The 12910-nt window shown below is 45.3% G+C and carries 10 protein-coding genes; 3 read left to right on the forward strand and 7 right to left on the reverse strand.

Features of this window, described 5'->3' with window-relative positions:
- Positions 1-436: 436 nt before the first annotated feature.
- From IT291_03775 to pilM, 3 genes are read right to left on the reverse strand one after another with little or no spacing between them, the layout of a single operon-like run.
- Entirely contained in the window at positions 437-1078 is a 642-nt protein-coding gene (locus IT291_03775; GenBank protein MCC6220342.1) for a type 4a pilus biogenesis protein PilO, read from the reverse strand.
- 46 nt (positions 1079-1124) lie between these two features.
- Positions 1125-1760, reverse strand: a complete 636-nt coding sequence (locus tag IT291_03780) for a PilN domain-containing protein (GenBank protein ID MCC6220343.1) — start codon at positions 1758-1760, stop codon at positions 1125-1127.
- A 46-nt stretch (positions 1761-1806) separates the two neighbouring features.
- Positions 1807-2898 carry a type IV pilus assembly protein PilM gene (gene pilM / locus IT291_03785; protein MCC6220344.1) on the reverse strand — a complete coding sequence of 364 codons (1092 nt, stop codon included), beginning with the start codon at positions 2896-2898 and terminating at the stop codon, positions 1807-1809.
- Between the two features lie 167 nt (positions 2899-3065).
- On the opposite strand from pilM, the gene priA reads away from it, so the two are divergent.
- Positions 3066-5486 carry a primosomal protein N' gene (gene priA / locus IT291_03790; GenBank protein MCC6220345.1) on the forward strand — a complete coding sequence of 807 codons (2421 nt, stop codon included), beginning with the start codon at positions 3066-3068 and terminating at the stop codon, positions 5484-5486.
- A 32-nt stretch (positions 5487-5518) separates the two neighbouring features.
- Here the strand turns inward: priA and IT291_03795 are convergent, their stop codons facing one another.
- From IT291_03795 to IT291_03805, 3 genes are all read right to left on the reverse strand, one after another.
- Positions 5519-6103, reverse strand: a complete 585-nt coding sequence (locus IT291_03795) for a hypothetical protein (GenBank protein MCC6220346.1) — start codon at positions 6101-6103, stop codon at positions 5519-5521.
- Between the two features lie 83 nt (positions 6104-6186).
- On the reverse strand, positions 6187-6735 hold the full coding sequence (locus IT291_03800) for a PspA/IM30 family protein (protein ID MCC6220347.1): 549 nt from the start codon (positions 6733-6735) through the stop codon (positions 6187-6189).
- Positions 6736-6767: 32 nt separating this feature from the next.
- Positions 6768-8276 carry a VWA domain-containing protein gene (locus tag IT291_03805; GenBank protein MCC6220348.1) on the reverse strand — a complete coding sequence of 503 codons (1509 nt, stop codon included), beginning with the start codon at positions 8274-8276 and terminating at the stop codon, positions 6768-6770.
- 210 nt (positions 8277-8486) lie between these two features.
- On the opposite strand from IT291_03805, the gene IT291_03810 reads away from it, so the two are divergent.
- Complete coding sequence (locus IT291_03810) at positions 8487-9239, forward strand: response regulator transcription factor (GenBank protein ID MCC6220349.1); 753 nt, start codon at positions 8487-8489, stop codon at positions 9237-9239.
- Complete coding sequence (locus IT291_03815; protein ID MCC6220350.1) at positions 9229-11349, forward strand: HAMP domain-containing histidine kinase; 2121 nt, start codon at positions 9229-9231, stop codon at positions 11347-11349. The genes IT291_03810 and IT291_03815 overlap by 11 nt, the downstream gene beginning before the upstream one ends.
- Positions 11350-11394: 45 nt before the next feature.
- On the opposite strand, the gene IT291_03820 is transcribed toward IT291_03815, so the two are convergent.
- The gene (locus IT291_03820; GenBank protein MCC6220351.1) at positions 11395-12651 is read right to left on the reverse strand and encodes an ATP-binding protein; all 1257 of its coding nucleotides are present in this window, start codon (positions 12649-12651) and stop codon (positions 11395-11397) included.
- Positions 12652-12910: the final 259 nt, after the last annotated feature.

Below are 12910 nucleotides of genomic sequence, written 5' to 3' on the forward strand. Positions count from 1 at the left end.
ATACCATTTACAAAAAGGATTTTTGTAAATGGTATAAACAGCAAGTGCGTAAGCACTTGCCAACAAACAACAAATACCGTTTCCAAAAAGTAAAATATTTAACTTACTTTTTGGAAACGGTATAGATGTTCAACTAAGTCTAATTCTCGTATCTGAGATAGATCCCGTAGATCTTGTCTAATTAATAACTCTCTTCTCTGGGAGCTCCAACGATTGTAAAATAACGTGTCATTGCTAAAGTAAGGCTCTGGGAAGCCACTGTGAATCCTTAGCCTCTCCCAATATTGTTCTGTGCTTTGATTGCTTAAGTTGAACTGGAAAAAAGTCATGACTTTTTTCCAGTTGGCCTGAAAGGAGCTATAACTATTTGTAATTATAGTATTTTAGCGGGAGTTTGTGCCTGGAGTTTTGCTTCGGCTTAACTCCATTTGTTCGCTTATTTTTTTCTACCTCGTGCACGGCGCTTGTCTGCTTTTTGCTCTTCTACCTGCGGCCTCTCGTTTTCATCCAGGAACCTAAAAGTCGTCGCAACCACATTGGCCTGTAAAGCCATGGCGTTGTCGATTAATTCGGGCTCCCGCATGTGGAATTCATCGAGGTTAACAATTCTGCTTAAATGCCCTACCTCGTCAAAAAACGTGGCTACTTGATGATAGGAGCCAGAAACTATTAGTTCTACTGGAACTTCGGCATAATAATCTTTTTTCTCTTCATGTCTGGGTTTAAAAAGCTGAATATCTAAGCCAGAATCTTTTCCCACGGAAGATACCTTGGCCAGGAGTTCGTCAATTTCCTTTTTGTCTGGCAGTTCTGTTAAAGCTTTCTTTAATTCGACTTCTAGTCTGTCAACTTCTACCAAGAACTTGTCCAAATTCGCGGCAATGGCTTTTTGTTGGGCAATCTGGTATCTCAAGCCATTTTCTCCATCCACCTTTTTCTTAGTTTCAGCGTAGGATTCGTAAACTGGCGAATAGAAAAGGTACCAAAACGCACCGCCTATTAATAGGAGGCTCGCCAGCATGATTAGAATTTTATGCTGAATGGGAAGTTGTAAAATATTTTCTAGCTGTGAGTTCATAGTTTTACTAGTCTGCTTATAAAGTGTTTCGCCTGCCTCGTACGCCTCATATTTTGGGAATATTATTTTCCATTGATTTTTCGAGAGCTTCTAATTCAGCCGGTTTGTTAGTTGCGCTTTTTTGAGCATCAGCTCGTAGTGTTAGCAAATCGTTAACTTGCACGCGCAACAAAAACTCTTTTAACTTAATGTCGTTAACGAATTTTTGAGTTGAGTGCACCAAATCTACAGAGCCAAAGTATTTGGATTCTTCCAACCTGTTCATGAATGAAGCAATCGTTGGGTTATCTATTGCAATGCCACTGACCTCCAATGTCCCGGCTTTTTCTTTCAAATCTAACAGCCAAGCGCGTTCTGGTATTGCTTTAGCCATTTCATCCAGTATGTGAACGGGGCCGTGTTTCTTGGCTTTGAGTTTTGCAATCGTTACGAGTTTTTCTTGAAGCAATTTCTTGTTCTTTTCCAAATCTTCAACTCGTTTGGTGACTTTTTTTAGCTTTATGAGATCGAGTTCGAGAGTCGATTTTTTGTCGTTTATTTTGGCTAAACTATCAGATAAATCGCTATATAAGAATGTGCATGTGCCGAGCGACAGCAGAACGACTAATCCAAATGAAAGCAACTGTATGGCATAAATTCCGCTATAATCCGGTTTTTCGCCAAGTAGGTTTATATGGATCATATTATTTCCCCTGAAATTTTTTTTCGAATAGACTTAAATTATTATCTTATTCCACCGCATGAACTTTATCCCCTAAACGCCGCGACGCAAGCCCAATGCTTAGCGCCATGGATGGGCCAATTTCTGCTAAGTAGTCTCTGTCGAATTCTGGCCCGGTCGCAATGCGCTTAAACGTGTCGATTAGCTTGCAGTTAATTCCCACCTTGCTGTTTAGTTCTTCAATTAGGCCATGCACTAAACTTCCGCCACCACAAATGTAAATTGACTCTATAGACTTATCTGTTGCCGCGGCATTCCAGAAGAAACCAAGCTGTCGGTGTAATTCAGAGGCTACGTGTTCTGTCGTCCTCTCTATTGTTTCCGTAACCAAATGCTGATCTAGTCCACTTGGCAAGTTCCCCATTTTGGCCTGCTCAGCCTCTTCGGGTTTTAGATCAAGAGTCTCGCACAATGCGTTGGTATAGAGTTTCCCGCCCACAGATATGTCGCCGGTGAATATGGATTTTCCGTCCTGTAATAGATTTACCGAAGAGTAACGCGAGCCAATATTTAGAATCGCTATAGTGCCTTTCTCCTCTGGGTAATTCATCAGGAACATGTTTTCTAAGGCAAAGTAATCGACATCGGCTATGCTAAATTCCAAATCAGCTTGAGCGATAGTTTCGGCAAAACTGGAGATAATTTCATTTTTTACGGCAACGAGGAGCACTTCCATGCTGCTCTTGCCATTGGTCTTTAATATTTGATAATCCAAATGAATATCATTGATGTTGTGAGGTACGTAGTTGCGCGCTTCAAACTGAATGTTTTCTTCTAGTTCCTTTACGCTAGTACTCGATACAGTGATTTTCTTGGTAAACACACAGGGGCCAGGAATAGCAGTGACAACGCGCGTAGCGCGTATGTCGTTCGCGTCCATCGTAGAGCGAATAACTGAAGCTACTTCTGATGGCCTAACTACGATGTTGTTTTTAATCGCTCCCTGAGGAGCTGCGCTTATGCCAGCGCTCTTTAGGAGTGGTTTTTGGTGATTTATGTCAAGCTCCATCAGCTTAATAGTGTGAGAGCCAATATCAATACTAAGGATATCGTCTTGGTTTTTTTTGCCAAAAAGGCCAGCTAGAAAATTTATTATCATGGCAACAATCCTTTTAATGGTACCAGGCGGAGTGACTGCACTCTTATAAAAACTCTATCGGCTGACTTACAAAAAAGTTTCAGTGTTGATAATCTTTTCGCTCGCCTAGTAGATTATATTAACCGGTTAGAGAAATGTAGCGTTATTATGGTAGGAAAAAGCTAAACGTGAATAATGCTGTAAGTGCCCAGGATGACTTCGCCTTTGAGGTAGTCGTAAGTGGCGTGCCGATGTCACTGTACTACCTAAGCTCGGTTGAGTGCGTAAATGTGGATATAGGCCACAGGGTGGAAGTGAGTGTTGGTAGGCGGATAACCAGTGGATGGGTAGTGGGCAGGGAGTTATTGGATGAGGTAGTAAGGCGCATTTTGCCGGAGAAGAGAAGTCGGGCTCAAGCAAAGGCTAAGGCGGAGCAGAGCACGGCTTTGGACAAAAAAGCCGCGGGCAAAATCGCTCTAAAACCCATACTTTCTTCATGTCGCGCGTTTTCGACTGATCAGTTTGAGCTTTTTAAGTGGATTGCTGATTACTACGGAGCAAGTTTAGCCGATGTAATTGACAATGCTGTTCCAACTATCAAGCATTCAAAACCCATTGCTGTGGCGAGATTGGCTGAGAAAGCATTTAGTAGTTTGAAAAATTCTCCTAAATGGCTAAGTGATTTGGCTAACAGAGCTTCAGTGCAGGCAAAAATTATCGAAGTATTGCAAAGTTCGGTTAGTCCAGTTGCCGTTTCTGTTTTAAATCAGATTAGCCCGTCTTCTAATAGCGCGCTAAAGGCGTTACTAAGCAAGGAGCTAGTGATAATCGAAGAGCTCGTTCAAGGAATGCCTAGCCAAGAAGAGTTTCTAGCAGATATTTTTTCCGATCCTACGCCTAAGCTGCTAACGCATATTCAAGCTAAAGCTGTTCAGCGGATTGTTGAAAGCATAAGAGCTAGGTCTTTTTCGCCTTATCTATTATTTGGCGTAACGGGAAGTGGCAAGACAGAAGTATATTTGCGGGCGATAGCGGAGGTATTGGATAGTGGAGGCTCGGCCTTGGTAATAGTTCCTGAAATTGCCCTTACACCTCAATTATTAGGGCGCTTTCGTTCGCGCTTGGCTTATCCACTAGCGGTTTTACACAGCGAGGTAAATCCCTCGGAAAGATGGGAGGCTTGGCATTCCCTTTTAAACGGAGACATTAGGCTAGCGGTTGGCGCGCGTTCGGCGATTTTTGCGCCATTAAAAAATCTCTCGCTAATAATAGTAGATGAAGAACACGAAAGCTCATACAAGCAGTCGGAAGGCTTGCGCTACAATGCTCGCGACGTAGCGGTGATGCGGGCAAAGCTGGCAAATTGCCCCATTATCCTCGGATCTGCCACGCCATCGTTTGAGTCCCTGATAAATTCGAAAAAAAGCCGCTATCAGTTAATTGAGATGCCGGAGAGAGTTACAGCAAGGCCGTTACCACAAATTGAGATAGTAGATCTAAGCAAGGTAAGGCGAGCTGATATGATTTCGGAGAATTTTTCACAACCGCTTTATGCTGCGATTGACGCCGTTTTAAAGGCCAATCAGCAGGCAGTGGTGCTGTATAATAGGCGCGGGTACTCGAGCTACATGCAGTGCGATACTTGTGGCGAAGTAATAAAGTGCCCCAATTGTTCCATTGCGCTTACCTATCACAAGCGGCGCAATGTCCTTCTGTGCCATTACTGCGATTCAAGTATTACGCCGCCATCATTATGTCGTTATTGCTGCGATCCAAAAACAACTCGCATAGAACTTGATGAGGCCGGTCTGAGCAGCGGTGAGGCTGTGCCGCAAGTTGGCCAATTGGTTCATCGCGGAGGAGGGACGGAACGCGTCGATATAGAGTTGCAGGCGCTCTTTCCCGAAGCGCGAATAGCGCGCATGGATAGAGATACGGTTAGCCGGAAAGGGGCTTACAAGGAAATTCTGGGCGCAATGCATTCTGGGGAGACGGATATTTTGGTGGGCACGCAAATGATTGCTAAGGGGCACGATTTACCCGGAGTAACGCTGGTGGGAGTAGTTGATGCCGATGTGGGTTTTAATCTTCCCGACTTTCGCGCGAGTGAGAAGGCTTATCAGCTAATGGCGCAAGCTTCGGGTAGAGCGGGAAGAGGAGCTGAAGCGGGAAGAGTAATAATTCAAACTCGCCAGCCGCATCACCCTACGATCGTGGCTTTGGAGACCAATCGCTTTAAAGCCTTTGCTAGATACGAGCTCGACCAAAGAGCGGCGCTTGACTATCCACCGTTTGGTTATCTAATGCGCCTCATCATCTCGGATGAACATTTGGATAAAGCTTACGAGTGTGCACGGATGGCTGCGGAGGAGCTACGCAAACTAGTTGCCAAGAGGACAGACGAGACCTTGGCCGTTTCTATTTTAGGCCCCTCTCCTGCTCCGCTAGAGAGACTGCGCGGTCGCTTTCGCTGGCACATTTTGGTAAAGACCACTTCGCGAAAGCTAATTTCCCAACTAGCTCGCGCTATGTATGGCTGGAAAACGGCCAATAAGAAACCCGATTCCTTTAGGATTGCGATCGATGTCGATCCCCTGGACATGATGTGATATTGGGGCAGCAGACCAGAGGTCCTTGCGCGCTAGCCCACATTTCCTAACGCAAGTCGCCTTAAGGCTTCTTCGGCAGCGTGTTGGGATTTGGCGAAGGGGTCTCCGTGCGTGCTACTATCGCTTAATTCGCTGCAGTGTTTCTCCTTGGTAAGAAATGAGCGAGGGATGAATACGTAGAGAGCTTGCAGTAGCAAAAAACTCCACACGGCTACAAATAAGCTACCGGTGAAAAAAGTTGCTAGTAATGCACTGCCAAATCCCAGGCAAACAAGAGCGCCGTCGACTATGGTCGAGATAACGCTTTTATAGTTTATGACCGATCGCACGAGCCATATGGTAGCTGCCATGATAAGCAAAAGGGAAAAAAAGGTTAGCTTAAAAAACAGCGCGCCAATTAAGACACTGAAGCTAAGAAGCGGTAAAAATATTTTCCCCGCGCGCAAATTTGCCTTAGAAAAAAGGTAAATCAGATAGCCAGTCGCAATTAGCGCAAGGGTAAGTTGCATAGCCGTTAACGGGTTAAAAAAAACGCTAGCTAAGGCGAGAAGTGGGGAGCTTATGATAGAAAGTAGCAGCGCAATTACTATTCCGGAAAATAAAGTTGTCGATTTCATGTTTAAACACTCCTAAAAAATGCTTTGTGTTTATGTCGAGTAGCTAGCCGAACTTACGTTTCCCTAGCTACTCGACAAGATTACTACGGTCTTGTCTCAAAAAAACGGCGCTTTTCTTCCGCGAAGGCAATTTCTACGTCTTCATCGGAGATGGCACTGGAGCTGCTGTCAGCCTCGGCGGAGTTAACCGAAACTGCGCTGGCAGTTTTTTCAACAAAAAGCTCCATTTTTTCCACTATGGAATTAAGCTCGCTCCGGCGCGACTTTAATTGCTTTTCTAGGGAATCGCGCTCAATGTCGAGAGCTTTAAGGCTTGCTGCCAGGGCACTAATAAGCTTTTGCACATCAAGCTTTCGCTTAACAAAGGTCTTGGCTAAAACTTCGTCATTTTGCTTAAAGGAAAGTGCGGTTTTGTGCTCAAGCTCACTCTGTAGTTTTTCCTTTTCTTTACCAAGGGATTTTAGTTTTTCCTCCCGTTGGAGAAGTGCTTTTAAGGCCGCTTCATCTTTTTCGATTTCTACCTCCATCTCTCTTATGGCCTGCTTTAAGATAACTTCGGGCTCCTCTAGCCAGTCGAGGATTCCGTGAATATCTGCCTTGAAGAGTCTTAATATTCGCGATGTAATTGTCATATGGCACCTATTTTGTTTTGTTTCGCTTGTCCTTAGTTATTAGAACCTAATCTTTGCTCACGCCGGCCCTTTAACTGGAGCTCCTTAGAAAGGCGATTTTGCTTTTCAGGTTGCTCGGCTAGTGGACCGCTAAAGGCACTTTCCATGTGGGACTGAACTGCACCTAAGTCCGCCTCAAGGCGGTCAGTCCTTAGTTCGGCGCCGCTCTTTTTTTCAGCTTTAGCTATTCCCTGGCGATAGCTGTTTATGGCATCTACGGCTTTTTCCTTGTCGCCTCGAGAAATTGCTTCGCTAACCGTGAGCTTCATTTTGCCGTAGTTATTCTCTACCCAGCTCTTGCGGTACATATCCTTATCCATGGAAGCAACCGCCTCGTCGCGCCTGGCTGGGGCAACGACGCTGTAGCGGAGAGGGTTTTTGGGCGCTCCAATGTTACGGCTTTTGCCTTTAGTCGTAATGTTTAGAGAGATGTTAGCAAGGTCAAAGTCGCCGAGCTCAGACGTTGGTGCGCGAAAGGTGAAAATTATGTTCTTATTGCTACCATTTAGCAGCTGACCGGTCTGGATGCGCACAGTAGATGCATTGCCATGATCCTGACTATAAGGGTAACTGCCAGCATCGACCAAGTGCACGCCGGGCTTAAGCGTTAGCTCGATAGAGCTAGTTTCCGCATAGAGGCTCCTGCTGTCGCTTAGGTTTTTTGCCAGTATCTCACCCAGCAGATCTAGATGCTCCAAGTAAGAGTAACTTCCCATGCCATAGTCGGCCATGGAGGCCATTAGGGTTTCATTAAACCCTAAACCCATGCCAATGGTGGAGAGGACAATTGATCGGCCAGCGAATTGACCAGCAAGCCGGTTTAGTTCCGGCAGAGAAGTTATTCCCTCGTTAGCTTCGCCATCGGATAGCAAGATGACTTTGCGCGTCCTGTCGGATGGACTGTCTTGAATTAAGCCAAGTGCTGCGTTTAGACCATCGGATAGATTAGTTGAGTTGCCGGGTTGTAATTGAGCAATTGCATTGCTCAAGCTTTCCCGTGCGCTGGCGCTAACGGCTTGCAACCCAGAGTGGACCACTGCTGAGGAGTCGAAGGAAATTAGCGCAAAGCGATCATTTTCGCTAAGTTGGTTTAATAACTCCTTTAATGCGGCCTTGGCATAGGGCAGTTTTCTGGGATCTGCCATTGACCCGCTGCGGTCGAGCACTATGGTCATATCCGTGGCGCGATCTATGCGTTTGCACTCAGTTCCTAGCGAGGGGGTTTTTATGGCTAGATTTAAGTAGACGGTTCCGTCTTCGTTTTGCACCAGTTTAGTTTGGGATAGCGATGGGCTAAGTGCGATGTCGCTGTTATTATTTGCTGCCTGAGTGGTGTTAGAAAGCTCGGGTGGCAGCTCGGCGTTTAGGTTCGCTGGCGAGACTGAGAAGTAGGCAGCGGCTCCAACTGCAACTGCTGTGGTTATTATTAGGGTTAGATATAGCGCCAAGCCAATTCTACGCGAGTTGGCAGCTCGTCTTAGTCTAGTTATTATTGAACTCATGTTATTTACTCCTTGTGTTATGTTTCGTCTCGGCCTAAAGAGCGGTGGCCTTAGGAACGAGTGTAGTGCATATTGGGTTAAGGATTGTAGACACGAGACTGTAAAAAGATTTGATAAAGATTTTACGATATTTTTACAAAGGCAAGAGCTGGAACTGCTGTATAATACTTTTTAGAGTGCAGTTGCGTAGATTACTGGTAAGGGGTTGATATGAATAGGAAGGCCAAAATATTAGTGGTTGAGGACGAGGAAGCTATACGCGCGGGATTGGTAGATGTTTTAGTTTATCATGGCTATGAGGTCGAGTTTAGTGCCGATGGGGCGGAGGCTTTAGAGATGGCTAGGAAGGAAAAGTACGATTTAATTCTTCTAGATGTTATGCTTCCTTCTTTGGATGGCTTTAGTGTCTGCAATGCAATAAGAGAAACTGATCGAGTGCAGCCAATTGTCATGCTTACCGCGAGAACCAGCGAAGAAGACATTATCGAGGGTTTGACATTGGGAGCGGATGATTACATCGCTAAACCCTTTTCCGTGCGCGAGCTAGTGTTAAGACTGGAAGCGGTGCTGAGGCGTAGCGGCAAACTGAAAGCTTCTACCCAGAAGCTAAGAGTTGGCGAAAGTTTAGAGATCGATGTGGCGAATTTGCTAGGCGTTCATATGGCTGGTGCTGAGCAGGGAAAGGTGGTGGATGAGATTGTGTTTACGCGGCGGGAAGTTGAGATTTTACAGTATCTCCAGGAAAACAGCTCTCGTCCGGTATCGCGGCATGAGCTCCTGCAGGAGGTGTGGGGATATAGTAAGGCATCGCAAATTGAGACTAGGACTGTAGACATTCATATTGCTAAACTTAGGCGTAAGATTGAAGTCGATCCCAAGAATCCCCACTGTCTAGTTACTGTCCGCGGTGAGGGATATAAGTTGTTGAGCGGAGTAGAGAGGAGCGGCAAGTGTGAAGGTTAGAAACCGCAAAAGTCGGCGCTTGCGGCGCCGCTTGGCGCTAGCGCTGCTTGTGTTTTTGTCCCTGTTGGCGCTTCCGCTTTATGTAATCTTTGAGAAGGTGTACGCGCAACTTGGAATGGAGGCTTTTTACGCGCGTCGGATTGCGGCTGAGGAGTTATTGCATCGCATAGATGATCTCATTGTAAACATTGTAAGGGAAGAGGAAGGCCGCGAATTTAGCGAATACGGCTATTTTAAAGTGGAGCAGCAGGAACTGTGGCGGCGAAAAGGCTTGTCGCTTTCTCCACTTTCGAAAATTCCGCCCGAGTCAAATGTTCCAGGTATTATCGGCTATTTTCAGGTCGATCCCGATGGCTCCTTTCATTCGCCAGTGCTACCTGACGTTAGTAGTGCGGAGGAGCTACGTGCTTTAGGGATGTCGGTTAAACTTGAGGAGTACGCCGATAGAGTTAAAAGACGCGACGAGATTAAAAATATTTTTGAAGCGAGCAGCCTATTTGCAGGCGTGGCTAAGGCGAATGAGCAGATAGCTGAAACTACTGGGCAGTCTTTGCAGGATAAGCTGAGTAAGGCCGATCGATTGCTAGACCGGATTTCGGGCGCAAACGAGTGGCCGCGACAGCCACAGCAGTTACTAAATGTAGATGAGCATTTGGCGGAGAAGGAACGGAGAGAAGATACCCGAAGCGCGATGGCGCCTAATGCCGACAGAGGTTTCTCCAGTGGTGAGTCCAGTGGAGCGATGTCCATAAGGACACCACAAAAAATGGAAATAGATGTTCCGCGTGAGCAAGACGCAGAAGTAGTGTCTAGCTTCTTAGAGTTAAAGGCTAAGAAAGTACCTAATGGTCATGCGTTAGGAGATGAGGAGAGTTTTTGGCAGAGTCGGCAGGAGATAGAAACTTTCGAGGGGGAGATTGACCCTATTCAGGCATTTGTGGTCGATTCGCATATATTGGCATTTGTGCGACGCGTGTGGCGAGGAGAAAGGCGCTATTTGCAGGGCTTTTTTGTAGATCTAGGAGGCTTTTTAGATGAGGCAGTAGAGGCTCCATTTTTAAGCAGTGCGATTGCTAGGATGAGCGTTTTGGAAATAGTTCACAACGGTGCTTCCCTAAAGAGAGTAGTAGCGCCAATTCAGACGTCGGGTAGATTATATACGCAGGGTAGAGAGTTGGAGGTGAAGGAGGGCGAAGCTTCGAATGTGTTATATCGTGCTGGTTTGGCGGTGCCGCTTGAGGATCTAGAGTTAGTTTTTAAGATTGGAAAAATTTCCCCAGGTGCTGGTGCCCTCGTGGTAAATGTTCTCGCGGGCGTTTTGATAGTTGTTTTGGTCGGCGGAGTGCTAGGAGTATATGAATTGGTTTCGCGACAGATTGATTTGGCGGAGGAACGAAGCGATTTTGTGGCGGCAGTTAGTCACGAATTAAAGACGCCGCTAACTTCCATACGCATGTATGCGGAGATGTTAAAGAGTGGCTGGGTTTTAGATGAGCAGAAAAAGGGCACTTACTATGATTTTATTTTCGCGGAAAGTGAGCGGCTCTCCAGACTGGTCGCCAATGTTTTACAGGTGGCGCGCCTTTCCCATGACGATTCAATGCTGCAGCTCAAAAAATTTGAGGTGGGAGAGCTAGTCGCCTTGGCGCAGAAGAAAGTGCAGACTCAGGTGGATGGCGCGGGTTTTGTTTTGAGGGTTAATGTCGAGGAGGATGGCAAGGATATTAGGCATGAAATAATTGAAGTGGAGGAGGATGCATTTAGCCAGATAATAATAAATCTCGTCGACAATGCGATTAAGTTTTCCAAAAATGGCGAGGAAAAAGCCGTGGAGCTAAGTGTGCGCAGGATAGATCGAGAGCCTAGGGAAGTTATTTTTGCGGTAAGAGATTTTGGGCCAGGAATTCCCGCGGAACAGCAAAAAAAGATTTTTCAGTTATTCTATAGGCCGGGAAGTGAGCTTACGCGCACAACTGCTGGAACCGGCATTGGACTTGCACTGGTAAAGGAGCTTGCGAGCAAAATGAACGCGCGGGTAGATCTTAAAAACGCAACGCCAGGAGTTGAATTTTTGGTCGGCTTTCCGCTTAAGTCCCTTAACGCTGCCTGAACTTCCATTTACGGTGCCCTCTACCCACACAAAAGTGCGAAGAGCCTAAATTTTTTCTTGAAGCCAGGAATAGGCTGGTTTAATTTTTATCTTTTTCCCAGCCGTTGTTAAATTTTCTTCGCGATCAAGGGTAATTACCGTTCCTTTTTCTAGGTCAAGGGCGGTTAAGCATTCGACGAGAGCGGATACTTCTCGATTAAATGTTGCCGAGTCCTGCATATTTGAAGCACATACTTGAATTGCTTCGATGGCTTTGTATTTTTCAGTCACCACGAAATCGACTTCTTGCTTGTCGCGATAGTAAAATACTTTCTTATCTCTTCGCGTAAGCTCTAGAAAAACCAAATTTTCGAGTAGTTTCCCCGTATCGTCCGTGACAGATCTTGCACCTACGGTGCGAAGACCTGGATCTACTATATAGATTTTTTTAGGGTCGCGCGTTTGAACCTTAAAATTGGCATGATATCTTTCAACCTCAAAAACCATAAACGCTTCTTTTAGCGCATTAGTGTAATTTGCGGCAGTTTCGGCGTTTATTGCAAAAGCTTTTTTTAGCGAGGCGTATGAATGAAGCGAACTTATGTTAGTAAGATAAAACGTAAGAATTTTATCAAAAGCTTGTTTGTGTCTTATCTCGTGCCTACTTATTACGTCTTTTAAGACGATATCGCTTAAATACTGTTCCAGTAGCTTTTTTCTTAACGATATGTCGTCAGTTAATGCCACCTCGGGGAACGCCCCCCAGGTCATTATTGTTCTTAGCAGCCTCAAGTGTTCGTTTGCGGAAGCCGGAGGTGTTGGCTCGAGACCTAAGATCTCTGTATAGGAAAATGGCCACAGGCGATACTCTAGGCATCTTCCAGCTATGGATGTGGAAATCTCAGAGCTCAGCAAGTTTGCGGATGAGCCAGTGACAATTACTCTATATCGCTTCTGGTCGACGATCTTTCGCACCCAGCGCTCCCAACCATCGACGTTTTGAATTTCATCGAGAATGAGAACTTCTATTTTTGCGGTCGCAAATTCTTCTGCTACCGAAATGAGAAGATCAAGATTGTCTACGCGATTGTTTAAATAAAAAAGTGGATCTTCAAAATTGTAATACACAACTTGTTCGGCCGGGAGAGAAGTTGTCATAGAAATTGCTTGGTGGGTTTTTCCACAACGGCGAACGCCAATTAAAGCTGCGGCAATTTTTTTTGAGGGAAGCGGTGGGCAGGGGCGCTTTATTAATGTAGTTCTAGCGTCTAAGTAGAACTTAGCCCATTCAGCTAGCGATTTTTTAAATAGAGATCGTTCCATCGTTTCGATATTTACCAGATCGGATTCGAGGTGATATTAACCGGTATAACAGTTAAAAGCAATCCTTATTTAAACAGCATACCGTTTAACGTTTGCTTAAATAGCGAAGTTCGTAATGTTGTTAAGGATTTATATATACCGTTTCCAAAAAGTAAGTTAAATATTTTACTTTTTGGAAACGGTATTTGTTGTTTATTGGCAAGTGCTTACGCACTTGCTGTTTATACCATTTACAAAAATCCTTTTTGTAAATGGTATA

It is taken from the genome of Deltaproteobacteria bacterium, from assembly GCA_020845775.1.
GTDB lineage: Bacteria > Bdellovibrionota_C > UBA2361 > SZUA-149 > JADLFC01 > JADLFC01.

Bases quoted from the DNA above. Each gene is read 5' to 3' on its own strand.
- IT291_03805 (MCC6220348.1), bottom strand. From the start codon at position 8,276: ATGAGTTCAATAATAACTAGACTAAGACGAGCTGCCAACTCGCGTAGA.
- IT291_03810 (MCC6220349.1), top strand. From the start codon at position 8,487: ATGAATAGGAAGGCCAAAATATTAGTGGTTGAGGACGAGGAAGCTATA.
- IT291_03800 (MCC6220347.1), bottom strand. From the start codon at position 6,735: ATGACAATTACATCGCGAATATTAAGACTCTTCAAGGCAGATATTCAC.
- IT291_03820 (MCC6220351.1), bottom strand. From the start codon at position 12,651: ATGGAACGATCTCTATTTAAAAAATCGCTAGCTGAATGGGCTAAGTTC.
- IT291_03780 (MCC6220343.1), bottom strand. From the start codon at position 1,760: ATGATCCATATAAACCTACTTGGCGAAAAACCGGATTATAGCGGAATT.
- IT291_03775 (MCC6220342.1), bottom strand. From the start codon at position 1,078: ATGAACTCACAGCTAGAAAATATTTTACAACTTCCCATTCAGCATAAA.
- pilM (MCC6220344.1), bottom strand. From the start codon at position 2,898: ATGATAATAAATTTTCTAGCTGGCCTTTTTGGCAAAAAAAACCAAGAC.
- IT291_03795 (MCC6220346.1), bottom strand. From the start codon at position 6,103: ATGAAATCGACAACTTTATTTTCCGGAATAGTAATTGCGCTGCTACTT.